We start from the raw sequence: 23079 nt of genomic DNA, 5'->3' as shown, positions 1-23079 counted from the left end.
CGCCACGGTCAGATCACCAGCTCGGAAACCAGAGCGTCGACGACCGCCCGTAGATCGCCGTCGTGCTCCTCGGCCACCCGCCGCTGCCGTTGGTAGGAGGCGCCCAGGCGAGGAATGTCGGCCACCGCGGCCAGTTCGTCAGAACAGTGCAGCGACTTGGCAATCGGCTCCAGCCTGTTCAGCACATCGTCGAGATCCTCGGTCACCAACCGCTCGTTGCTCTCGGCGTCCAGGATGATCACCGCGTCCAGCCCGTAACGGGCCGCGCGCCACTTGTTCTCCTGAACGTGCCAGGGCGGCATGGTCGGCAGCGACTCGTCTGCCTCCAATCGACGGTCCAGGTCGACGATCAGGCAGTGAGTCAACGCTACCAGGGCGCCCAGCTCACGTAGGTTTGACACCCCGTCGCAGATCCGCACTTCGATGGTGCCGAGATGCGGGGAAGGCCTAATGTCCCAACGCACTTCGTCGACGTGGTCGATGATCCCGGTCTTCTTCTGGTCGTAGACGAACCCCTCGAACTCCGACCACTTCTGGAACTGAAAGGGCAGACCGGCGGTGGGTAGCTGCTGGAACATCATCGACCGGTTGCTGGCGTAGCCGGTGTCGACACCGGCCCACCACGGCGACGATGCCGACAACGCCAGCAGGTGCGGGTACTGGTTCAGCAGCGACGACAGGATCGGCATGACCTTGTTCGCCGACGAGATCCCCACATGCACATGTACGCCCCAGATCAGCATCTGCCGCCCCCACCACTGAGTCCGCTTGATGAGCTCGGCGTAACGCGGTGCATCCGTGAGCTTTTGGCTGGACCACTGGGCGAAGGGGTGCGTCCCGGCGCAGAACAGCTCCATGCCGCGATCCCGCACGATCCGGCGCGCCGGGCCTATGGTCTGGCGCAGGTCCTCCATCGCCTCGGCAGAGTTTTCACAGATGCCGCTGACGAATTCGACGGTGTTGCGCAGCAATTCCTTGTGCACGCGCGGGTTTTCGCCGATCTCGGCCATGACCGCGGTGGCCTCGTTACTCAGGTCCCGGGTTTCGGCGTCGACGAGCGCGAACTCCCACTCGACCCCGACGGTAGGCCGCGGTGAGCGGGCGAAGTCGATGCGTGCTTCCGCCCTGGTAAGCGGGGTGCTAGCCGGAACCGATGACGCCACACGCCACCCGCTTGCCGGCGTCGCCAGTGGTCGTGGTGGTCTCGTCGGGGCCCGGTGTCCCGTTGGTCTGGGTGTAGCGATCCGCCGGGATGTTGCCGAAGTTGTCGGCACCGGAGTGGATGATAATCGCCGTCTTGTCGCCGGACACCAGTTCTTCCTTGGTGAAGGCGTCCGTAGTCGTCACCAGCAGGCCCGAACCATCCTTGCGGACCTGAAGAGAGGTCAGATCGCCACCGGCGTGGCTGCCGTGGCCGTCAGAGTGGAAGTGCCCACCGGCGGAAGAGAAGTCACCTTCGCACTTGCCAACCTGGTGCAGGTGCACGCCGTGAAATCCCGGCGAGAGGATGCCGGCGGTGGTGGTCTGCAGCGTGATGGTGGCGTAGCCGTTGGCGAACTCGAACTTCGCCGTCGCGACCTCTACCCCGTCCGGCCCTTTCAGGACGGTCGTCAAGGTCTCCGACGCCGGTCCGGCCGGGGCTTGGGTGTGGCCATCGCCGTGGCCCGTAGTTGACGGCGCGGGCGACGGGGTCCAGATCGGCGGCACGGTGTTCTGCGATTGCTCTGATTGCGGCGCTGCTTTTTGCGGTGAGGAGCACGCGCTCAGCAGCGCGACGGAAGTGGCCGCGGCGAGTACAGACAGGCTGACGGCTGCGGCGTTGCGGTGTCCGGCGGGCTTAGGCATAGCGAGAGCCTATCTTGCTCACCCAGTCACTAGGACAATGACGCCCGCCGGTTGCTCCGCCAATTCGGGGATGCGCTTCTCGACCGGTGCGTTCAGCTTCTTGCCGACTTCCTCGGCGGTAGCCCGCTCAGCCTCATCGCCCCAGTACACAGTGGTGACCGTGACATCGGGTACCTGCAGATCATCGACGTTGACGACGTTGAATCCCGCTGCTACCAGCTCGTCCCTTGTGCGGCCTGCAAGGCCGTCCTGGCCGGAGATGTTGTAGATGTGCACCTCGGCCGGCTTGGCCGGGGGTTTGCTCGTCGTCGTCGGAGACGTCGTCGTCGTGACGGCCGACGGCGGCGGCGCCGACTCGTCGTCAGACTTCCCGGACGAACTCAGGGCCTGCCAGCCAAGCAGCAGAAAGATGGTGCCGAGAAACAAGAGCACCATGACCATCGCTCGCAGTGGAAGCCCCGAAGAGTCGGGTACACGCTCGTTCATCGAGCCCACTGTAGCCAGAACGGAAGCAGAACCGAGGGATCAGGTCAGCTCGAAGCCCAGCCGCCGCGCCGCCCGCGCCTTCTGGCGGCTGGCCCGCAGCCGTCGCAGCCGCTTCACCAGCATCGGGTCGGCGGCAAGCGCCTCGGGTCGATCAACCAAGGCATTGAGCACTTGGTAGTACCTAGTTGCCGACATCGAGAACAACTCCTTGATGGCCTCTTCTTTGACGCCGGCAAATTTCCACCACTGACGTTCAAAGGCCAAGATGTCGTGCTCGCGACGAGTCAACCCGTCGGCGACCTCATCGTCATCCCCCGCACGACTTGCCCGCGCCATGGCGCTGTCCATATTTCTTCCCCTGGACCCTTCCGCCGAATCTCAAAACCGCTCTAATGACTTGACTTAAGTACGGGCGTGGTTTGCGCGAATATTGAACCATGCTGCGAACCCGCGAGCCGTAATCCAGACCCGCGAGTCGGCAGACTTGCCGGGATTGTCCGGCGTGTCGCGCGCGCCGCCGATCCGCCAGGCAACTTTAATCACAGTCCCGCTCATGTCTGGCGGACGGGAGCATGGCGTGTCGCTCAGCAGCCCGTTCCGGGCCGCATCGTCGGCGGGCCCGACCCAATTGCCCACCTCCTCAGCAGCCCGTTCCGGGCCGCATCGTCGGCGGGCTTGACCCAATTGCCCACCTCCTCAGCAGCCCGCTCCGGGCCGCATCGTCGGCGGGCTTAAGCTAGCCGACCATGGCAGTCGTTCCGATCCGGATCGTGGGAGATCCGGTCCTGCACACTCCGACAACGCCTGTCGAGGTAGGCGCCGACGGATCCCTCCCCCCAGAGCTGCCCGAACTGATCAACACGATGTTCGAGACCATGGACGCCGCCAACGGCGTCGGACTGGCCGCCAACCAGATTGGGTACGGACTTCGACTGTTCGTCTACGACTGCGCCGACGACCGGGGAGTGGAACACCGTCGCCGCGGCGTCGTCATCAACCCGGTGCTGGAAACCTCCGAGATTCCCGAGACCATGCCGGCACCCGGCCACGAGGACGACGAGGGGTGCCTCTCGGTCCCCGGGGAGTCGTTCCCCACCGGCCGCGCCAAATGGGCACGGGTCACCGGCCTTGACGCCGACGGCAAGCCCATCACGATCGAGGGCACCGGCTTGTTCGCGCGGATGCTGCAGCACGAGACCGGACACCTCGACGGCTTCCTGTACCTCGACCGACTCATCGGCCGGCACGCCCGCAGCGCCAAACGAGCCATCAAAGCGCACGGCTGGGGCGTTCCCGGGTTGTCCTGGCTGCCGGGCGAGGGGCCCGACCCGTTCGGTCATTGATGCCAGCGTGGCCGGAACTCGGCACCCGGGTCTCGGTTCGATACCGCCGGCCCGCCGGTTCCGTCCCGCCGTTCACCGATGCGGTAGGACACCTGCTCGCGGTCGAGCCGACGATCCGCGTGCAAACCAAGAGTGGCGCAGTCGTCGAGTTCGCCGCCGACGACGTGGTGGCGTTGCGGACGCTGACGGACCGGCCGGTGCGCACCGCTGAGATCCGCAACCTCGAGCGAGTGGCCGCCGCGGGCTGGCCGGCAGACGAACAGGAGTGGCTGGACGGCTGGCTGCTGCGAGCCGGACGATCAGATGCCGCACTGAGCGTCAATTCTGCTGTGCCACTCGATGTTTCCGCGAACGCACGTGCGGTTCCGGCGATCGCCGACTGGTACCGCCAACGTGGCCGCCAACCACGAATCGCCGTTCCCGACCGCTTGCTGCCGATACCGCCCACTCAAGTCAGCGAACACGTCGAACAGGTGCTGGTGTGCGAGTTGACCGACAGGGACGCCACCCGACCGGACAGCGGCGACCCGGACGGCTGCGTGGTGAGCGATGCGCCGGACGGCACCCGATGGGCCGGTTTTGCGACCCCACCGAGCTCCCCCGAGCTCCTATCCTGGGCGGCAAGCTGCGGTGCGACCCGCGGCTACGTCACGGTCGGCGAAGACCGGCCTGCGGCAATCGAGTCGGCCCGCGCGCTGGGTTTCCGACTGCACCATCGCCGTCGCTACCTCGCATTGCCCGATAGCTCGAATTAGGAGAAAGCCTTGCCCGACGGTGTATTGCGCCTGGCCACCTGGAATGTGAACTCGATTCGTAGCCGACTGGACCGCGTCGTGGACTGGCTCGCACGCGCCGACGTCGACGTGCTCGCCATGCAAGAGACCAAGTGCTCGGACAGCCAGTTCCCAACCCTGCCGCTGTTCGAACTCGGCTACGAGGTGGCGCACGTCGGCTTCAACCAGTGGAACGGCGTGGCCATTGCATCCCGCGTCGGACTGGACGACGTGCAGGTCGGCTTCGAAGGTCAGCCCACCTGGACCAGCAAGCCGGACGTGGCGGCCCAGGCCGAGGCACGCGCGCTGGGTGCCACGTGCGGCGGCGTCCGAGTGTGGAGTCTCTATGTGCCCAACGGCCGCACCCTGGTCGATCCGCACTACACCTATAAGCTGGAATGGCTTGCCGCGCTGCGTGATACAGCCGAAGGCTGGCTGCGCGACGATCCCGCTGCGCCGATCGCGCTGGTCGGCGACTGGAACATTGCCCCCACCGACGACGACGTGTGGAGCACCGAGTTCTATCAGGGCTCCACCCACGTCTCCACCCCGGAACGCCAAGCGTTCAACGCCATCGTCGACGCGCAATTCACCGATCTGGTAAGGCCTTTCACCCCTGGCCCCGGTGTCTACACCTACTGGGACTACACCCAGCTGAGGTTCCCGAAGAACAGGGGCATGCGCATCGACTTCATCCTCGGCTCTCCCGCGTTGGCCGCCCGGGTCGCCGACGCCCAGATCGTCCGCGAGGAACGCAAGGGCAAGGCCCCCAGCGATCACGCCCCGGTACTCGTCGATCTGCGCAACGAATAACGCCTGCCGCCGAAATCTCTGCGACAGTTCGTTTGTCTGCGTGTTCGGTTAGTGGCAGGCTTTAACTTGAAGCTTGCTGAGAACAACTCAATTGTTGCTGTCGAGCACGCGTCCACGCGGGTATAGCGGGTATAAAGGCAGTTACAAATAGGGAGTCGTCATGAGTGTCGTGGGCGGAGCGATCCGCAATGTTGGCCGAACGGTGAATCGCGTAGCAGCGGCAACCACGGCGACGGCCGGTGCTGTGGGCGGCGCCGCGGTCAACGGCGTCGTCGGTGGCGTCAAAGGGGCTGCCGAAGGCATTCAGCGCGGACTCAGCACCGGAGCCGATTCGACCCCCGCCGCGGCGTTGGCCATCGGCGCCCTTGGCGCCACCGGCCTCGTCGAATGGCCCATTCTGTTGGCCGTCGGCGGCGGAGCGTTGTTGCTACGCAAGATTAATCGCGGCGGCGAAAACGCTACGACCAAGACGCCTGTGGCTGCACCGGCGGCCAAGTTGGCACCGGTGCCCAGTCAACCTGAACCCGCGAAGTCGGCACCCGCGAAATCCGCACCCGTGAAATCCGCACCCGCGAAAACGGCACGCAAATCGACAACCAAGACAACAGCCAAGAAGACAACGGCTAAGAAGACCACCGGCCGCCGAGCGGGTAGTGCCCATTTGCGCAGTACCAATTAGCGGGCGGTGTTGAGTCCCCGTTGAGCAAAGCCATCTCGCTAGGATTCGCTCTGCCGCTGCACGCCATCGGCGCAGGCATGCAAGTCAGCACGGCCCTCACGACGCTGTCGATCACTTCCGCGGCCGCCCTGGGCAAGTCCGCGGGTGAGCTGGTCAAATCCGTTGCCCGCGACGTCTCGCGCGACCTATCCCGCGAGACGATAACCCGACATTGCACGCGCAATGGGAGCCGGGCGTGGATCGAGGTGCGCGGCCTCGAGAGCCAGCAGGATCTCGGTCGGGCGGTGCTTGACGCGATGCGGGCACACCCCCGCGTGCAATCCGCCAGGCTGAACTACCCGTTGTCTCGCGTCGTGGTCGACTTCGACGATCCGGACATGTCGCTGCGCGATCTGTGCCGTGTGGTCGAAGGAGCCGAAAAGCGTTGCGAATCACCGCAGCAACGAGCGAACGTCCTGCCCGCCGACCGAACCGTACTGATGACGCGAGCGGTTACCGTTGCCGCGACCGCGGCGGGGCTCGGCGTAGCACTGACCGGTCGGGTGTTGCGATGGCCGCGGCTGCCGGTCCCCGTGCTGGCCGGTGTCATGGCGGTGGACTACCAGCCCAGATTGCGGCGACTGTTATCCGAACGCATCGGCGAGGACACCACAGACACCGTGATGACACTGGCCGTAGCCGCCGTGGAAACCTTCACTCAGGCACCGGCGTCGCTGTCCGTTGGTTTGGTCATGCAGTCGTTGAAAGCCATCGAATGCTGGGCCGAGGCGCGCGCCTGGCAACACCACGAACCCACCCTGGCGTTGCACGCCGACCAACCGCCCCCATCCGGGCCGGCGAGCCCCAAGCCCCCGTCCGCCCGAAACTTCGACCGCGCCGCCGACCGGTTCGCACACCTGCAGACGATCAGCGCCGGACTGGTCGGCCTCAGCACACGCAACGTCGCTATGGCGGCTACCGCCGCCCTGGTCGCCACCCCCAAAGCCAGCCGGACGACGCCGGAGGCGTTCGCCGCGACCCTGGGTTACGGGTTGGCCGACCAGCACCGGGTGTTGCCGTTGCGACCGGCTGCACTGCGCCATTTGGACACCATCGACGCGATCGTGATCGACCCGCGGGTGTTGTGTACCGACACGTTGCGGGTAGCACGCATCCGGGATGTCGACCGGCAACTCAGCGAACACCAGCTGCCGAAGGCATGGACAACCGCCCAGCACCTCTTGGAGCAACACGGCCTGCATCCCGGCTGGCACCCGGTACCCGATGCCGATTCCGACGTCCAGGCGCTGGTCCTGCCCGCCCGCGACCCGTTGGCCTCCGCGGTGGTCGGTGAGGCACACCGCACGGGCGCGGAACTGGTGACGGTTGACGTTGACTCTCTTTTCGAATTGCGACCCGCATTCGACGAGATTCGAAGCCGTGAAAACGGCTCCATCGACGATGCACTGGTGCGCGCGGTCACCGAGCTACGGCAGGCAGGCCGCACCGTTGCCGTGCTGTCATCTGTTGGCGCCGAAGCGATCTCGTTAGCCGACATCGGCCTGGGCGTGCTACCGCACACCGGGGCACCGCCCTGGTACGCCGACGTGCTACTGCCCGACCTCGCAACCGCGTGGCGGCTGCTACACGCCATTCCGGCGGCTCGGGCCGCCAGACGGCGGGGTATCGAGTTGTCCGGTGGCGCAACGGCCTTGGGATCGTTGTTGATGCTGCCCGGCGTTCGGGGAGTCGGTTCGGGACCGGTGACCACTGGTGCGGCGGCGGGCATGCTTACCGGTTTCCAGCTGGCACGCCAAGTCCTCGGTGCCCAAACACCGCGTCCCGCCGCGTTTCGTGAATGGCACGCCATGTCGGTCGAGCAAGTCCGCAAGCTGTTGCCCGCGCCGGAGCCCGAACACCAACCCGGAACGCAGCAGGATCGGCGCACGCTGGCAAGACGCGCACTCACCGGAGGCGTCAACACGGCCAAACGCGGCGCAAGAGTCACCGCCCCTCCCCTGCACGCGATCGGACAGCTGTTCGGCGCCGTTCGGGCCGAATTGTCCGACCCGTTGACCCCCGTGCTGGCCTTGGGCGCCACGGCCAGCGCCATCTTGGGGTCACCGGTCGACGCGGTAATGGTCGGTTCGGTGCTGACCGGCAACTCGATCCTCGCCGCCGTCCAGCGGCTACGCGCCGAGAGTCAGCTGAATCGCTTACTGGCCCAACAGGTTCCGCCGGCCAGGAAGGTCTTGGCCGGGCCGGACGGTGAGCAGGCTTATGCCGAGGTGGTGGCGGAGGAGCTGCGTCCCGGCGACGTCATCGAGGTGCGCACCCACGAGGTGGTGCCCGCCGATGCCCGGATCATCGAGGAGGTCGACGTCGAAGTCGACGAATCCACGCTCACCGGCGAATCGCTGTCGGTGACCAAACAGGTCGAGGCCACGCCGGGCACCGACCTGGCCGAGCGGCGCTGCATGCTGTACGCCGGGACTACCGTGGTCGCCGGAACCGCGGTTGCCGTGGTCACCGCCGTCGGTGCCGACACTCAGCAGCGGCGCGCCGCAGACCTGGTGGCGGGTGACGTTTCCTCCGTCGGCCTGCAATATCAGCTGAGCCAGCTCACCAACCGGGCCTTCCCCGTGAGCATGGTCGGCGGCGCCTTGGTGACCGGGCTGGGGTTGCTGCGGCAACAGGGCCTGCGCCAGGCGGTAGCCAGTGGAATCGCCGTGACGGTGGCGGCGGTTCCGGAAGGCATGCCGCTGGTAGCAACGCTGGCCCAGCAGGCCTCGGCTCGACGGCTCACCCAGTTCGGCGCCCTCGTCCGCGTTCCACGCTCGGTCGAGGCCCTCGGACGCGTCGACACGGTCTGCTTCGACAAGACCGGCACGCTCAGCGAGAACCGCCTGCGGGTGGCACAGGTACAGCCCGTCGCCGGGTTCTCCAGCGACGACGTGCTGCACCACGCGGCGCATGCCACGCCCGCGTCCAACGGCAACCCCCAGGTGCATGCGACCGACCTCGCCATCGCGGAAGCCGCGGAGCGGGCCCTTCCCGACGGCCAGGCCGGCAACGAAGTGGAACCTGATGCACACCTGCCCTTCCGGTCCGGCAGGTCGTTCTCCGCTTCGGTGTCTAGCACTGAGCTGTCGGTCAAAGGTGCTCCCGAGGTGGTGCTGGCGGCGTGCGGAAAGGTCGATGGGATAGACGGCGCCGTCGACGAACTAGCTGCCAGCGGGCTGCGGGTGATCGCCGTGGCTCAGCGGCGGCTGAGCAAGCAGCAGGCGCAGTCGGTTTCCGACGACCCGGACGACATCGCCGACTTCTGCGACGACGGGTTGACCCTGGTCGGCTTCCTCGGGCTGTCGGACACCCCCCGTCCCCAAGCCGCCGACCTGCTTGCGGATCTGCGCAAGCGCGATCTGAACGTGCGCCTCATCACCGGTGACCATCCGATCACCGCGGCGGCGATCGCCGAGGAACTGGGGCTGCCGGTGACGCCGGAGCAGATCATCAGCGGCGCCGAGTGGGACGCGCTGTCCCGCAAGGACCAGGAACGTGCGGTCAACGAGCGAATCATCTTCGCCAGGATGACCCCGGAGAACAAGGTGCAGATCGTGCAGACGCTGGAAAACAGCGGGCGGGTGTGCGCGATGGTCGGCGACGGCTCCAACGACGCCGCAGCGATTCGCGCCGCCACGGTGGGCATCGGGGTCCTTGCGCACGGCAGCGATCCGGCGAGCGTCGCGGCGGACGTGGTCTTGGTCGACAGCCGAATCGAATCCCTGCTCCCGTCGATCCTGGAAGGCCGCCAACTTTGGCAGCGGGTGCAGGCTGCGGTTTCGGTACTGCTGGGTGGAAACGCCGGCGAAGTCACGTTCGCGATCATCGGCACCGCGATCAGCGGGGTGTCGCCGCTCAATACCCGGCAGTTACTTCTGGTGAACATGCTGACCGATGCGCTGCCCGCCGCGGCGCTGGCGGTCAGCAAACCCAGCGATCCATTCAACGTCGATGCGCGGGGCCCGGATCAGCGGGCGGTGTGGCGTGCGGTCGGGGTCCGCGGGACGACGACCGCGGCAGCGGCCACGGCGGCATGGGTGATGGCCGGTGTGACGGGGCGGCCGAAGCGCGCGTCCACGGTAGGTCTCGTCGCGCTGGTGGGCGCTCAGTTGGGTCAGACCCTGCTGGAATCCCATGACTGGCTGGTGGTGCTCACCGCGGCGGGTTCGCTGGCCGCAATGGGCACCGTGATCAGCATCCCGATCGTCAGCCAGTTGCTCGGGTGCACTCCGATTGGCCCCCTCGGGTGGGCCCAGGGACTGGGTGCCGCCGCTGCCGCAACCGTGGTGACGGGGGTGCTGAACCGAACGCTGGAAAGTCGGGATCAGCCGGACCCGACCACGACGGAGACGGACGCGCCGGACTCCGCTCCGCAATCTCCACCACCCCCACGCGCCACAGCAGGGCATAAAGCTCCGTCAGCGGCACAGTCAGCAATGCGGCCAACGACGAAACCAGCGGATCGGCCAGGGCATCTGTCGTCGACATACTCTCGACGGTGACCGCGCCGTCCTGCTCAACGGCTAACCCGACATGACCGAAAGGCGAACGATGGCGGAAAAGCAGGCTCCCCGGGATCCCCGTGCCAACCGGGCGGTTTCGCAGCGCGAAGCTGTGAAGAAGATCCGGGAGAGCGAAACCTTCGTGATCAACCTGCCGATAGTGGGCAAGGTGACCGTTCCGCCACCGGAACAACTGGCTTACTACGGTGGCCTGGCCGCCCTGGCCGCCCTCGAACTCATCGACTGGCCGGTCGCCCTGGTCATCGCCACCGGGCACGCGCTGGCCAGCAATCACCACAACAAGCTGCTGGAAGAGTTCGGCGAGGCGCTGGAAGACGCCTAACCGCTCGCGTCGGCGACCGCTTTGTCGAACTGCATGGTGACGCGGGTGCCCGCCGCGGTTCGGTTGGTGTCCACCCGGTCGGCGAAGCCGCTGATCATGGTCAGCCCCCGCCCGCGCCGCTGACTACGCAGGCTGGCGGACGAATCGCCGGCCCAGCTGCCCGAGTCGCTGACCGTGACAGCCACCGTCTCGCGATAGAGAAAGCCTTCGAGGGAAACCGTATTGCAGCCGTTGCCGTTGCTCCCGTGCTCGATCGCGTTGGACACCACCTCGCCCGTCGCCAGCAGGATTTCGTCGGCTCGGGCGGGCGGTACGGCGATGGCGTTCAGCCAGTCACTCACTTGCTGCCGGGCGATCGGAACCTCCGCGGGCACGGCGGGCAATACGGTTGCGAAACTGTGCGGCCCCGCATGACTCGGACGCAACGCGAGCACTACGACGTCGTCGCCGTACCCGCCGGGTGGGCTCATCCGGTGCAGTAGCTCGGCGCAAACGGCTTCGACAGGGAGGTTTGCGCAGTGCGCGGCGGCGGTCTTCAGCCGGGCGAACCCGTCGGCGAGGGTCTCCCCAGGCCGCTCCACCAGTCCGTCGGTGTAGAGCAGGACCAAGCTGCCCGGCGGCAGATCCGCCTCCGCTGCGGGGTCGTAGTCGTGGTAGTCGCGGGTCCCCACCGGCGGTCGTCGCCCCGACGCCAGAAACACCGCCTCCCCATCCGGTCGCACCACCAACGGATAGGGATGCCCGGCGCAGCTGTAGCTGATGACACCGTCGCCGATGGTGGCGTAGGCGACCGTCGCGCAACCCGCACCGGCGATGGTGGCCGCATACGTGTCCAGTGACCGCAGCACCTCGGCCGGATCGGCCAAGGTGAGCACGGAGGCGGCCATGGCCGCGCGCAACCTGCTCATCACTATCGCGGCCGGCAGGCCGTGTCCGACGACGTCACCCACGGATATGCCGATTCGGCCCACGCTGTTCAGCGGCGTCACCGAAAACCAGTCGCCGCCCACCCGCATTGCCTCAGCGGCCGGTTGGTAGACCGCGGCGATGACACCGACCATCGACCCGTGATCCAAGTCGAGGAGCTGCTCTTGGAAGTCCACGGCGATGCGGTGTTCGCGCGCCATGACCCGCACCCGTTCCAACGTGGACTGGGTGAATTCGGCTGTCCGCCTGAATGTTTCGAGTTCGGCCGGCTTGAAGATGCGCGGTTTGGGCCACAGCAGCAGTAGTACCCCGATGACGCGGCCCGCACCGTCCCGCAGCGGGTGGGCGACGCACGCGCGGACGCTGCCCGCGCTGTACTGCACGGAGTGCTGGTAGCGCGGCGGAAGCTCGAACGTGTCGGTGACGATCATCGGTTCACCCGTGCGCGCGACGTCGACGCCTACCAAGGGCGAATCCAGCTGGGCCACGTGGAATCGGTCGCGCAGCTCGACCGGAAATGCGCCGGCGTAACTGAATTTGACCTCGTCCCCGTCGACGACACCGATCGCCACCGCGGCGGAGTCGCTGGAACCCGATGAGGAGTTCAGAACGGCCGCAAGGATTCCTGCGATCGAATCGGTGTGCTGCAGCGCGGCATCGAGTTCGACCAGACCCACCGTCAGCGGTGCGCGGAATTCAGTGGTTTCGGTGGCCGCGCAGAGGACTCCGTAGACGTCACCGCCATCGGCGATCAGCGGGCTGTAGCTGAAGGTGAAATGCCGTTCGCAGGGCTGCCCGCCGTGATCGATCAGCAACACCAATTCGTCGGGCCCCACTGCCACGCCGGTTTCGACCACCCCGGTCAGCGTCGGGCCGACGGATTGCCAGACCTCCGACCAGACGTCGCGGCCCCGTCGTCCCAAGGCGTCCGGATGCTTGTCACCGAGGATCGGGGCGAAAGCATCGTTGTACACCTGGAACAGATCGCCCGCGCGCAGGAACAACGCCATGGGGAGACGCGCGGTCAGCACAACCGACACCGCGGCCCTGACTTCCGGGGCCCAATGGGGTGAGGGACCCATCGGATGGGCCGCCCAGTCGAACTCGGCGAACCGCCGACCCATCTCGCCGCCCAACCTGACCGCAGTGGCCAGGTCGTGCGGCAGTGGGTGCTGGTTCATCGCCGCCGCTCGGAATCCTTCGGTTTATCGCCCCGCAGCGCGTCCGGCACCGTCGGGTAGATGTCGAGAATGCGGTCCAGTTCCGTTACTCGGATGGGTTGCAGCACTTGGCTGTGGCCGGCCACCACGCGCACGGCAGTGCCGACGGCTCGCCCCTGCTCATGGCAGTCGAGCACGGCATTCAGACCGGCGCTGCCGAAGAACGTCACCGCTTGCAAGTCGACGATGAGCAGGCGAGCCGGGTGGTTTTCGGCCAACGCCAACCCCTCCGTCAGATGGGTGGTGAGTTCCGCGGCGGTGCTGGAATCGATCTCCCCCCGCGCGCACACGATGACGGTGTCCTCGCGAGTCTCGTGCGCGACCGCCAACAGCTCCATACTTTTCTCTCCGCCCGAATTACCCTGCGCCGAGCCTAACCCGCGGCTATTCGTCGGGACCCGCTAATCGGCGTCGGCGGGGATGCGCTCGTGCACCGTCAGCAGCAAATGATCGAACTGGCTCTGCACGGACGGCGACGGCGTAGGCAGCGCGCTGATTTCGGCGAGCAGCTGCGTCGCCAAGGCACGCAACTTGGTGTTGGTCTCTTGCGAGCGCCACTGCAGCACCCGGAAGGCTTGCTCGGCGCTCACCCGATAGACGTACATCAGCACGCCCTTGGCCTGCTCGATGGCCGCACGGTTCTCGAATAGGTCCGGTAACGCCTCGTCGAGCACCTCTTGTCGGGTTTCGTCACGGGTCTCGTCGAACGTGCTGGTGAGATCGATGTAGTGCCCTTCGGTGCCCAGCACCACGCCTGCGTCGTCCAGCATCCGGTCCGCGACGACGATCGCCTCGTGCACCTTGCCCGCGGTGTCGACGAACCTGTGGCGACTCGAAAACGACTCACCTGACCGCAGGGCGTAGTCGAGCAGGTCCTGAACGTGGGCGCGGTCTTCGGGATGCTTGTGCGAAAGCAGCAGCTGCGTCGTCGGCACCACCGACCCTGGTTCGTAGCCATACATGCGGGCTACTTCGTCGGACCACTCCCAACGTTGACCCACAAACCAGAAGCGGAAGCTGCCCACATGCAGATAACGATTTGCACCAACAGCCCCGCTGACCACATTGGCCCCACTGGTCCCAGAAAACGCCTGGCCGTTGCCGTCCCGTCCGGGCAGGTCATTGTTGGCAGACCGCTGCACATCTAGAATCATCGCATTGGGCTTGCGCACCGGCCACCGAGGTAGTTGGCAGAAATCCTGTAAAAGCCCTTCATCAGGCGAGCAACAACGATACGCTCAGGGATTACACCCAGCCGACGGGCTGGTGGGAGGTGGCAGATGTCGTTCGTCGTCGCAGGTCCGGCTGCAGTAGCTGCTGCCGCCGCGAACCTTGCCGGCATCGGAACGGCGATTGGATCCGCCAATGCGGCGGCCGCCGCCCCCACGACCGAGTCGCTTGCGCCGTCCGCGGACCAGGTGTCGAACGTCGTGGCGAGCGTGTTCAGCAACCACGCCCAGGAGTACCAGAACTTCAGCGCCCAGATGGCGGCGTTTCACGAGAACCTCGTGCAGGCTCTGAACGCAGGAGCCCAGGCCTATGCCGCCGCCGAGGAACTCAACGCCAAGCAAACCGGCATCAACGCACCCGTCCAATCCTTGTTGGGCGGCCCCTAATCGGCGACGCGCCACTGGGGCCGACGGCGTAGCTAAACCCGGGGTTCCCGCCCGAGCGTCCCGCTAGGGGGAGGCGGGGAGGTACGGGATGTCGTTTGTGGTCACGTCGCCGGCCATAGTGGCCGCGGCAGCAACGGATCTGGCCCGGATCGGGTCGACACTCAACTCAGCGAACATCGCGGTCAGCGCGCCGACGACGTCGGTGCTGGCCTCGGCTGCGGATGAGGTGTCTGCGGCCATCGCAGCGGCCTTGAGCGGCCACGCTCGCGAGTATCAAGCCGTCAGCGCGCAAATGGCGGCGTTCCACGAGCAGTTCGTCCGGGCGCTCAACGTTGGCGCCGGATCGTATGCCGGCGCCGAAGCCGCCGGCGTCCAGCAGCTCGTTCTCAACGTCATCAACGCACCCACTCAACTCCTGTTGGGGCGTCCTTTGATCGGCGACGGCGCCAACGGGGCCACACCTGGCGCGACCGGCGGAGGCGGCGGAATTCTGTACGGCAATGGCGGTAACGGCGCGCCTGGCGCCCCGGGCCAGCCCGGCGGCGCGGGTGGGCCGGCGGGCCTGATCGGTAACGGCGGCGTCGGCGGCACGGGCGGTGCCGGTGTGGCCGGCGGAAACGGCATGGCCGGCGGTAGCGGCGGCACCGGCGGGTGGTTGTTCGGCAATGGCGGCGCCGGCGGCGCCGGCGGTACCGGAGGAACCCAAGTCGCGGTCGGTGGCCACGGCGGGCTCGGCGGCCAAGGCGGCAACGCATTTCTCTTCGGGGCCGGCGGGCTCGGCGGCACCGGCGGTGGCGGCGGGAATGGCGGGGGGCGGGCCGGCGGCAACGGGCGGCGGGGATGGCGAGAGGGATGGCATCAGCGGTGGTGGGGGCCTCGGTGGGGTGCTCTATGGAAATGGGGACCAGGGGGGATGGAGCGGATCACCGGGTGGGCTGGCCCGGCGGCAACAGGTTCGGAAGGAGGACCGGCGGAACCGGCACGGCGGCAGCGGCAACGGCGCGGAAATGGAGATGGAGCGGAATGGGGGCAGGGCCGGCGGCACCGGCGGCGGTGGCGGTGGCGGCGGCATGGGTGGACTGATCGGTAATGCAGGGACCGGCGGCGACGGTGGCTCCGGCGGCCCTGGTTCGATTGCCGGCTCAGGCGGCAACGGGGGCTCCGGCGGCAACGCCAAACTGCTCGGCAGTGGCGGCGCCGGCGGCAACGGCGGGTTCGTTTCCCCTGCAACGATCGGCCCCGGGGGCATCGGTGGTAGCGGCGGAGCTGGGGGGCACGGCGGCGCGCTAGTGGGCAACGGCGGGATCGGCGGCTTGGGCAGGCCCGGCGGCGCTGGCGCGGTGAACTTTCCGGGCGGGCCGGGTGGCAACGGGGGCGCCGGCGGCAACGCCGTCGGATTGATCGGCAACGGCGGCAACGGTGGTGCCGGCGGCTCCGGTGGCCCCGCCGGCTCACTCCCGCACCCCGACGGTAAAGACGGTGCCGGCGGTGCCGGCGGCACGGGCGGGGTGCTGTTCGGGATTCCCGGCGCGCCCGGCCCGAACGGCTGAGCCCTCGCACACGGACGCCGTGCTGCGCTAGCGTGGGAAACGGCAATCTAACCACCCGCGGGAGCGCACGCCCGGTGCGCTGAGAGGACGGCTCGGGGCCGTCGACCGTACGAACCTGACCGGGTAATGCCGGCGTAGGGAGTTGAAATGACCGACGTACTTTCCGAGACCATCGACGCCACGGTGACGACGGGGCCGATCGCGGGTAGCAGCAAGGTCTATCGCGACGTTCCGAGCGTGCCGGGTGCCAGGGTGCCCTTCCGCCGGGTGCACCTGTCCACCGGCGACCACTTCGACCTCTACGACACCTCCGGGCCCTACACCGACACCAACGCCGTGATCGATCTGACCAAGGGGTTGCCGGCGCGGCCCGGGTTGGTACGCGACCGGGGTACTCAGTTGCAGCGTGCCCGCGCCGGTGAGATCACCGCCGAGATGGCGTTCATCGCCGTCCGTGAAGGCATGCCGGCCGAGCTGGTGCGCGACGAGGTCGCCCGCGGCCGCGCGGTGATCCCCGCCAACCACAACCATCCCGAGAGCGAGCCGATGATCATCGGCAAGGCGTTCGCGGTGAAAGTCAATGCCAACATTGGCAATTCGGCGGTGACGTCCTCGATTGCCGAAGAGGTTGACAAGATGGTGTGGGCGACCCGCTGGGGCGCCGACACCATCATGGACCTTTCTACCGGCAAGAACATTCACGAAACCCGCGAGTGGATCCTGCGTAACTCGCCGGTGCCGGTGGGGACCGTGCCCATCTACCAGGCGCTGGAGAAGGTCAAGGGCGACCCGACCGCACTGACGTGGGAGCTGTACCGCGACACCGTAATTGAGCAATGCGAGCAGGGCGTGGACTACATGACCGTGCACGCCGGCGTGCTACTGCGCTACGTGCCCCTGACCGCCAAGCGAGTCACCGGCATCGTGTCCCGCGGCGGCTCGATCATGGCCGCCTGGTGTCTGGCGCATCACCAAGAGTCGTTCCTGTACACCCACTTCGAGGAACTGTGCGAGATCCTGGCGCGTTATGACGTCACCTTCTCCCTCGGCGACGGACTGCGGCCAGGCTCTATCGCCGACGCCAATGACGCCGCGCAGTTCGCCGAGCTGCGCACCCTGGGCGAGCTGACCAAGATCGCGAAATCCCATGGGGTGCAGGTGATGATCGAAGGCCCCGGGCACGTTCCGATGCATAAGATCGTCGAGAACGTGCGCCTGGAAGAGGAGCTGTGCGAGGAGGCCCCGTTCTACACGCTGGGCCCGCTGGCCACCGACATCGCACCGGCTTACGACCACATCACCTCGGCGATCGGTGCGGCCATCATCGCCCAGGCCGGCACCGCGATGCTGTGCTACGTGACTCCCAAGGAGCACCTCGGCCTGCCGGACCGCAAGGACGTCAAGGACGGCGTGATCGCCTACAAGATCGCCGCGCACGCCGGTGACTTGGCCAAGGGCCACCCGCATGCCCAGGATCGCGACAACGCGCTGTCGCAGGCGCGTTTCGAGTTCCGCTGGCACGACCAGTTCGCGCTGTCGCTGGATCCCGACACCGCGCGGGAGTACCACGATGAGACGCTGCCGGCCGAGCCCGCCAAGACCGCACATTTCTGCTCGATGTGCGGCCCGAAGTTCTGCTCGATGCGGATCACGCAAGACGTGCGCGACTACGCCGCGAAGCACGGCCTGGAAACCGAAGAGGACGTCGAGGCGATGCTCGCGGAGGGCATGGCGGAGAAGTCCCGTGAGTTCGCCGAGCACGGCAACCGGGTGTATCTGCCTATCGCCCAACCGTGATCGCGAGCGCGGCGGGTCTGCCGCTGGCGGCGCCGGGGACGACGCCGCTGCGGGTGCTCACCATCGCGGGATCGGACTCGGGGGGCGGCGCCGGCATCCAGGCTGACCTGCGCACCATCGCTTTGCTCGGCCTGCACGCCTGCGTCGCCGTCACCGCAGTAACCGTCCAGAACACTTTGGGCGTCAAGGGCTTTCACGAGGTGCCCGACGATGTCGTGGCCGGTCAGATCGAGGCGGTGGTCACCGATATCGGGATCCAGGCCGCAAAAACCGGGATGCTGGCTTCGTCGTCCATTATCGAGACGGTCGCCGCAACCTGGCGAGAGCTCGCGCTGAGCGTTCCGCTCGTCGTCGACCCGGTTTGCGCATCCATGCACGGTGACGCGCTGCTGGCATCGTCGGCGTTGGACACGCTTCGCACCCAACTGTTTCCGTTGGCCACGCTCGTCACCCCTAATCTTGACGAGGTGAGCCTGCTGGTGAATATCGACGTGGTCGACGCCGAGTCCCAGCGTGCGGCGGCCAAGGCTTTGCACGCGCTGGGACCTCGCTGGGCGTTGGTCAAAGGTGGACACCTGCGTTCGTCGGAGCGCAGTTGCGACCTGCTGTACGACGGCTCGGACTTCTACGAGTTCGACTCGCCACGACTGCCCACCGGAAACGACCACGGCGGCGGCGACACCCTGGCTTCGGCGACCGCCTGCGCCCTGGCCCACGGCTTCACCGTGCCCGAGGCCGTCGACTTCGGCAAGCGGTGGGTGACCGAATCCCTGCGCGCCGCTTATCCGTTGGGGCGCGGCCACGGCCCGGTCTCAGCGCTGTTTCGGCTCTCATGAATCTCGACCAGATCGCGGGCGTCGCGCACCAGCCCGACAACACACCGCAAGGCGTCGTGGTGCTCACCCACGGGGCCGGCGGCAACCGGGACGCCAAACTGCTGCAACAAGTTTGCGACGAGTGGGCACGCCAGGGCTGGCTCGCCGTCCGCTACAACCTGCCATATCGTCGACGCCGCCCCAAGGGCCCGCCGTCGGGCTCGGCAGCCACCGATCGGGAAGGCATCCGCGAGGCAATAACGTTGTGCCGCAGCCTTGCCGACGGTCCACTCATCGCCGGCGGACATTCCTACGGCGGCCGGCAGACCTCCATGGTGGTCGCCGAAGGCGAGACGCCGGTGCACGTGCTGACGCTGTTCTCCTATCCGGTCCATCCGCCCGGCAAACCGGAACGCGCCCGCACCGAACATCTACCGGACATCACGGTGCCGACGGTGTTCACCCATGGAACGTCGGATCCGTTCGGCACCATCGCCGAGCTGCGTGACGCTGCGGCGTTGATCGCCGCGCCTACCGAAGTCGTCGAGATCTCCGGCGCGCGACACGATTTGGGTTCGAAGACTCTTGATGTCCCTGCTCTGGCGGTGACGGCGGCGCTTCGGTTGTTGCCGGGCCGAACAGCGTGACCTCCATCAGCGTCCGCACGCACGCCTGCATGTAAGCCGAGTCGTCTTTGTTGGTCAGCATCCGGCCCAGGTCCACTACCAATGCCATCGCGGCATGCACGAGGAACCGTGCCTGCATCGGCGACAGTGCCGGGCGCGCCGCCGTCAACAGTTGCACCCACGAATCCACTGTCGACAGCTGCACGTTGTGTAGCACCATCTGATCCGCGGGGGTCAGGTTCATTCGCTCGGTGTAGTAGACGGCGAACAACTCCGGGTTGGCGAACGACGTGGCCACGTAGGCGTCGATCAGCAGAGTCAGCGCCTGACGTGGCTCGGTGAGGGCGCTCAGAATCGGTGACAGCTGGGCGGACACTCGGTCGGCAGCCCGGCGCAACCCGGTCGACAGAATCTCGAGCTTGCCCGAGAAGTACCGGTAGATCCCCGATACCGGTATGCCCGCCGCCGCTGCGATCTGGGCCATGCTGGTTTCGGTGTAACCCCGTTCTTTGAACAACGCCATCGCGGCGTGCAGCAGAGCTTCGTAGACGCCCGCGTCCTCGGTGAACAACCGCCACGACACCGGGCGGGGGAAAACGGTCCCTGGCTGCGGAAGTTCCGTGGAGAGAATCGCCGCCGAGGCGTCTTTTAAAAGGGCGCGAATCTCGTCGGCCGGCAGCCGCGAACGGTGGTCGACGATGCTGCCAATCACGCTCAGCACTCCGACCGACAGCGTCCATCGCTGCTCGGACGTCAACGTCGGACGTATTACCAAGAGCGGCTTTTGAATTCGGCGATTCACCGACATCAGCTGAGCGGCCAGCACCGCTTGGTCCTCCACACGCAGATAGCGTGACTGCCAGCGGTACAGCCCACCGGACTCGCGACTGTCCAGCGTGAGGTCGATGAGCGCAACGACTAACCGGTCCAATTCTGCGGCTGGGTCGACCGAGTCGTTCATGTCAACCAGATCGACGGCGTCGACCAGTTGCTGGCTCAAGGACAACACAGCGCCGCGGAAAAGGTCGTACTTGCCCGCGTAGTGGCGGTACAACGCGGCCGCCGAGACGCCGACCTTTGCCGCGATGGTTTCCATACTCACCGCGTGATAGCCCTGCGCACTGAACGCCTCAGCGGACGCGCGGGCAATCTGCGCCTTGCGGTCCTTCGGTCGCCGCCGAACGTTGTCGACGGGTGGGGCGCTTGCGATGGTCACAGGCTCACTCTAGCCCGAGCGTTCGCCCAGGAAACTCCGTGCAAACTGTCTTCGGGAAAGAATGTTTATTAACATAACGCTGACGGGGGAAGGTCGCCGCAAGGCTCTCGAAGGGGATGGTTCATGCTGGAGAAGGTCCGCCAGTTGCTCAATTTTCAGGTCACGATCGGCCAGCTGATCGTCCTAGGACTTGCCATAGGCACGCCGTACCTGCTGGTGGGGACGATCTGGTCAACCACGCATGCTGAGCATCTGCACAACATGCACGGCGCCGATCTCGCCGTCTCATTCCTGGGGCAGATCGTCTCGTGGCCCGTTCTGCTGTTCTCAGACGTCTGCATGACGTGAACACATTGCATCGAATTGGTAATTAACATCATTTGGGGGAATTTGTGAGCCACCGGCAGACATACATCGCGATAGCAGGGGTGGTACTGGCGTTGATGGGGCTGGCGGCCCTTGTGTACCCGGTTTACCTGAATGAACTCGACCCGTACGGCATGAAGGTCGACTGCGGCAGCGGGCTCATCTCGGATTTGGGGCAGGCACGCAATGCCGACAGCGATGAACTCGCGTCCAGTTGCGAAAGCGCATTGTTGGTCCGGCGCGCATGGTCGATCCCGATGGCTGCCGCTGGGCTTGGGCTGATCGCCTGGTTCTCAGTGCTGTGGGTACGTGAGGAACAGCAACGCGAAGCCGAAGAGGCGGAGCACTACGTCCCCCATCCGGAGATAGCGCGTCACCCGTGACCTAGCCGGGATAGCGCGAGTAGCACCCGTCCATTTCGCCCAGCACACCGCTGCGGAACGCGGCGATCCGAGTAAAGCCGGCCGGCACGCTGATGCCGTCGGCGTCACTGGCCACCATGTGGTTGGTAAGCAGACCGGACACGGCCTCATCGACGTCGCCCGCGGTGAGTTGTAGTGAGTTGCCAGACGGCAACTGGATGGGTTCGGCCATCTTGCGGTGGGCAAAACCGGTGAGGCAAGCCGTCCGCAACGCGGTCCACGGGCTTTGCATCGGGAGTCCGCGTTCATGTTGCACGGCCAGCGCGTACCTCGACATCACGATCGACAAGGCCGTGTCATCGCCTTGCGGCAGGCTGTGCTGCTTGGTACCGGCGACCTTGCCCATGGCCGCCAGGCCCGGCAGGTCGATCATGATGGTGTTGGTGGACGGACAGTAGGACGCCGGGGGGCTGGGCTTGGCGTCCGAGCAGCCCACCGTCTTGAACGACAACTTCGGCGGATTCTTGGGCGAGAAGATCTTGCCCATCACTTCCATCAACGTGTTCAACGTGTCTTCGTTGATCGCGACCTCGCCGGTCTCCACATCCCCAGTGGACGAATCGACTCGCAGCGTCGTCGGCAGATCACCACGGCGCCGCTCGATTTCGGACTTGTTGATCGCGGCGCATGCTGCGGCTCCGGTGATAAAACCCATCTGGAAGGCGCTCACCCGGTCCAGCGCCGACCCGTGTTCGTCGTCGTTCTCCTGATCGGATTCGATCACCGGGTCACGGGTGGTGATGACCCCGGCCAGCACGTGGTCGATCCCGTCGGCGGTGCTCAGAGTGAAGCGAGGCGATTTCCCCTCGGCCACCCACCACAGGTAGACACCCGCGAAGCAATCCGCCTGCTGCTCAAAGACGATCGTCGGGTCTCGCCGGGACACCAGCTTCGCCATGTTTTGTATGGCGTGCCCGTATTCGTGCGCCAACACGCCATTTACGGACATGTCGCCGAAATACTGTTGTGCGACCGGCATGAAAACCCCGCGGTCCCAGGCGATTAGGTCGCAACGAGAAGTGAAGAAGGCGTTGACGTTGTCGTAGGTCGGCATACGGCATACGGTCGAGCCGCTGCGGTCATTGGAGTCGTAGGACACCAATTTCGATACCGGCTTGAAGGAGCCCTTCATCGTCTGGCCGTATGCCGCCGTCCAGTACTCCTCGATGTCGTTGATCGAGAGCAACGCCAACTTGTCGATCGGTCCGTTGTCGGTGTTGATCACGGTGCCGGTGGGGGCGGGAGCGTTGGGGCGGGGGCCGCTGGGGCCGTTGGTCGCGGGCAGACCGCCCACACGGAACGGGTCGTTGAGAATCGACACGGCGCGACCCTGCACGACGTTGGTACAGCCGGCCACAACGGCAATCACCGCGAGGCAAACCATCGCCGCTCGCCCCGTGGCTCTCACCCTCCGCCCGCGGTTACTCATGTGATCAACCTCGAATCGACCGGCGTGCACCAAAGGAACCCTAGTTTAGTGGCGTACTCGAGTTTCAGAGCGCAAACTTCGTGACGCTGTGGCCACCGAGCGTGTGGCCTGCGCACCCGCACTCGCGTGGACGGGGCAAAAAGCCACACATTCGGCGGCCCAACCCCGCGCGCCGCCCCCGCGTCGACTGTGTGGCCTACGCACCGAAATTCGCGCGCGCAGGGCAAAAAGCCACACCTTCGACGCCCCAACGCAAGGCCCCCACGACG

22 protein-coding genes, 2 pseudogenes and 1 riboswitch are annotated in these 23079 nt (G+C 66.4%); of the genes and pseudogenes, 14 read left to right on the top strand and 10 right to left on the bottom strand.

The genetic code is table 11. The features are described from left to right. Positions 1 to 8: 8 nt before the first annotated feature. From G6N68_RS01430 to napA, 4 genes are read right to left on the bottom strand one after another with little or no spacing between them, the layout of a single operon-like run. Positions 9 to 1163: a glutamate--cysteine ligase gene (locus G6N68_RS01430; protein ID WP_163706939.1), complete on the bottom strand. Its 1155-nt coding sequence runs from the start codon at positions 1161 to 1163 to the stop codon at positions 9 to 11. Beyond that, positions 1141 to 1845 carry a superoxide dismutase[Cu-Zn] gene (sodC, locus tag G6N68_RS01425; RefSeq protein ID WP_163706936.1) on the bottom strand — a complete coding sequence of 235 codons (705 nt, stop codon included), beginning with the start codon at positions 1843 to 1845 and terminating at the stop codon, positions 1141 to 1143. The genes G6N68_RS01430 and sodC overlap by 23 nt, the downstream gene beginning before the upstream one ends. 18 nt (positions 1846 to 1863) lie before the next feature. Beyond that, complete coding sequence (locus tag G6N68_RS01420) at positions 1864 to 2331, bottom strand: LytR C-terminal domain-containing protein (protein WP_163706935.1); 468 nt, start codon at positions 2329 to 2331, stop codon at positions 1864 to 1866. A gap of 39 nt (positions 2332 to 2370) precedes the next feature. Continuing rightward, positions 2371 to 2679, bottom strand: coding sequence for a nucleoid-associated protein NapA (gene napA / locus G6N68_RS01415; protein WP_069421984.1), 309 nt, complete (start codon positions 2677 to 2679; stop codon positions 2371 to 2373). A 398-nt stretch (positions 2680 to 3077) separates the two neighbouring features. Here napA and G6N68_RS01410 point away from each other — a divergent pair, with 398 nt between their 5' ends. The 5 genes and pseudogenes from G6N68_RS01410 to G6N68_RS31755 form a co-directional block, all read left to right on the top strand. Beyond that, positions 3078 to 3674 carry a peptide deformylase gene (locus tag G6N68_RS01410; protein ID WP_163706933.1) on the top strand — a complete coding sequence of 199 codons (597 nt, stop codon included), beginning with the start codon at positions 3078 to 3080 and terminating at the stop codon, positions 3672 to 3674. After that, on the top strand, positions 3674 to 4429 hold the full coding sequence (locus G6N68_RS01405) for a GNAT family N-acetyltransferase, cg3035/Rv0428c family (protein WP_163706932.1): 756 nt from the start codon (positions 3674 to 3676) through the stop codon (positions 4427 to 4429). Before G6N68_RS01410 ends, G6N68_RS01405 begins: the two co-directional genes overlap by 1 nt. Before the next feature lie 24 nt (positions 4430 to 4453). After that, entirely contained in the window at positions 4454 to 5260 is an 807-nt protein-coding gene (locus tag G6N68_RS01400; RefSeq protein WP_205351444.1) for an exodeoxyribonuclease III, read from the top strand. 160 nt (positions 5261 to 5420) lie between these two features. After that, positions 5421 to 5939, top strand: coding sequence for a hypothetical protein (locus G6N68_RS32305; RefSeq protein ID WP_240355325.1), 519 nt, complete (start codon positions 5421 to 5423; stop codon positions 5937 to 5939). Between the two features lie 77 nt (positions 5940 to 6016). Beyond that, a pseudogene (locus G6N68_RS31755) lies at positions 6017 to 10216 on the top strand (cation-translocating P-type ATPase); the annotation flags it as partial. Here G6N68_RS31755 and G6N68_RS30415 read toward each other — a convergent pair. Beyond that, positions 10188 to 10469, bottom strand: a complete 282-nt coding sequence (locus tag G6N68_RS30415; RefSeq protein WP_240355630.1) for an Rv1535 domain-containing protein — start codon at positions 10467 to 10469, stop codon at positions 10188 to 10190. The pseudogene G6N68_RS31755 and the gene G6N68_RS30415 sit on opposite strands and share 29 nt — an antisense overlap. 63 nt (positions 10470 to 10532) lie before the next feature. On the opposite strand from G6N68_RS30415, the gene G6N68_RS01385 reads away from it, so the two are divergent. Then, positions 10533 to 10826, top strand: coding sequence for a hypothetical protein (locus G6N68_RS01385; RefSeq protein WP_163706926.1), 294 nt, complete (start codon positions 10533 to 10535; stop codon positions 10824 to 10826). On the opposite strand, the gene G6N68_RS01380 is transcribed toward G6N68_RS01385, so the two are convergent. The 3 genes from G6N68_RS01380 to G6N68_RS01370 form a co-directional block, all read right to left on the bottom strand. Beyond that, positions 10823 to 12934 carry a SpoIIE family protein phosphatase gene (locus tag G6N68_RS01380; RefSeq protein WP_240355324.1) on the bottom strand — a complete coding sequence of 704 codons (2112 nt, stop codon included), beginning with the start codon at positions 12932 to 12934 and terminating at the stop codon, positions 10823 to 10825. The two genes, G6N68_RS01385 and G6N68_RS01380, sit on opposite strands and share 4 nt — an antisense overlap. Then, a complete protein-coding gene (locus tag G6N68_RS01375; protein WP_163706922.1) occupies positions 12931 to 13311 on the bottom strand; it encodes an STAS domain-containing protein in 381 nt (126 codons plus the stop codon). The genes G6N68_RS01380 and G6N68_RS01375 overlap by 4 nt, the downstream gene beginning before the upstream one ends. Positions 13312 to 13374: 63 nt before the next feature. Next, positions 13375 to 14127, bottom strand: coding sequence for a PAS and ANTAR domain-containing protein (locus G6N68_RS01370; protein WP_163706918.1), 753 nt, complete (start codon positions 14125 to 14127; stop codon positions 13375 to 13377). Positions 14128 to 14253: 126 nt separating this feature from the next. On the opposite strand from G6N68_RS01370, the gene G6N68_RS01365 reads away from it, so the two are divergent. The 6 genes and pseudogenes from G6N68_RS01365 to G6N68_RS01340 all read left to right on the top strand — a co-directional run bounded on the left by G6N68_RS01365 (position 14254) and on the right by G6N68_RS01340 (position 19398). Continuing rightward, positions 14254 to 14589 (top strand): PE family protein, encoded by a 336-nt coding sequence (locus tag G6N68_RS01365; protein WP_163706915.1) that lies wholly within the window; start codon positions 14254 to 14256, stop codon positions 14587 to 14589. A gap of 88 nt (positions 14590 to 14677) precedes the next feature. Further along, a pseudogene (locus tag G6N68_RS32300) lies at positions 14678 to 15521 on the top strand (PE family protein); the annotation flags it as partial. A gap of 81 nt (positions 15522 to 15602) precedes the next feature. Beyond that, a complete protein-coding gene (locus G6N68_RS32295; RefSeq protein ID WP_163706909.1) occupies positions 15603 to 16139 on the top strand; it encodes a hypothetical protein in 537 nt (178 codons plus the stop codon). Between the two features lie 47 nt (positions 16140 to 16186). Beyond that, a riboswitch (TPP riboswitch) is annotated at positions 16187 to 16296 on the top strand. Continuing rightward, positions 16287 to 17936: a phosphomethylpyrimidine synthase ThiC gene (thiC, locus tag G6N68_RS01350; RefSeq protein ID WP_163706906.1), complete on the top strand. Its 1650-nt coding sequence runs from the start codon at positions 16287 to 16289 to the stop codon at positions 17934 to 17936. Its footprint overlaps the riboswitch before it by 10 nt. After that, positions 17936 to 18772 (top strand): bifunctional hydroxymethylpyrimidine kinase/phosphomethylpyrimidine kinase, encoded by an 837-nt coding sequence (gene thiD, locus G6N68_RS01345; protein WP_371871671.1) that lies wholly within the window; start codon positions 17936 to 17938, stop codon positions 18770 to 18772. The genes thiC and thiD overlap by 1 nt, the downstream gene beginning before the upstream one ends. After that, positions 18769 to 19398, top strand: coding sequence for an alpha/beta hydrolase family protein (locus G6N68_RS01340; RefSeq protein WP_163706903.1), 630 nt, complete (start codon positions 18769 to 18771; stop codon positions 19396 to 19398). Before thiD ends, G6N68_RS01340 begins: the two co-directional genes overlap by 4 nt. On the opposite strand, the gene G6N68_RS01335 is transcribed toward G6N68_RS01340, so the two are convergent. After that, positions 19283 to 20593, bottom strand: coding sequence for a TetR/AcrR family transcriptional regulator (locus tag G6N68_RS01335; RefSeq protein ID WP_240355323.1), 1311 nt, complete (start codon positions 20591 to 20593; stop codon positions 19283 to 19285). The two genes, G6N68_RS01340 and G6N68_RS01335, sit on opposite strands and share 116 nt — an antisense overlap. 123 nt (positions 20594 to 20716) lie before the next feature. Between G6N68_RS01335 and G6N68_RS01330 the strand changes: the two genes are divergently transcribed. Further along, on the top strand, positions 20717 to 20941 hold the full coding sequence (locus tag G6N68_RS01330) for a hypothetical protein (RefSeq protein WP_163706900.1): 225 nt from the start codon (positions 20717 to 20719) through the stop codon (positions 20939 to 20941). A gap of 44 nt (positions 20942 to 20985) precedes the next feature. Next, a complete protein-coding gene (locus tag G6N68_RS01325) occupies positions 20986 to 21342 on the top strand; it encodes a hypothetical protein (protein ID WP_205351207.1) in 357 nt (118 codons plus the stop codon). Position 21343: 1 nt separating this feature from the next. Here G6N68_RS01325 and G6N68_RS01320 read toward each other — a convergent pair whose 3' ends face one another. Then, positions 21344 to 22810, bottom strand: a complete 1467-nt coding sequence (locus tag G6N68_RS01320) for a neutral zinc metallopeptidase (RefSeq protein WP_163706897.1) — start codon at positions 22808 to 22810, stop codon at positions 21344 to 21346. Positions 22811 to 23079: the final 269 nt, after the last annotated feature.

Origin of the sequence: Mycobacterium bourgelatii (assembly GCF_010723575.1) — a bacterium.
Taxonomy (GTDB): domain Bacteria; phylum Actinomycetota; class Actinomycetes; order Mycobacteriales; family Mycobacteriaceae; genus Mycobacterium; species Mycobacterium bourgelatii.
The sequence above is the reverse complement of the archived record's forward strand: the minus strand, read 5'-3'. Positions and strand labels throughout refer to the sequence as shown.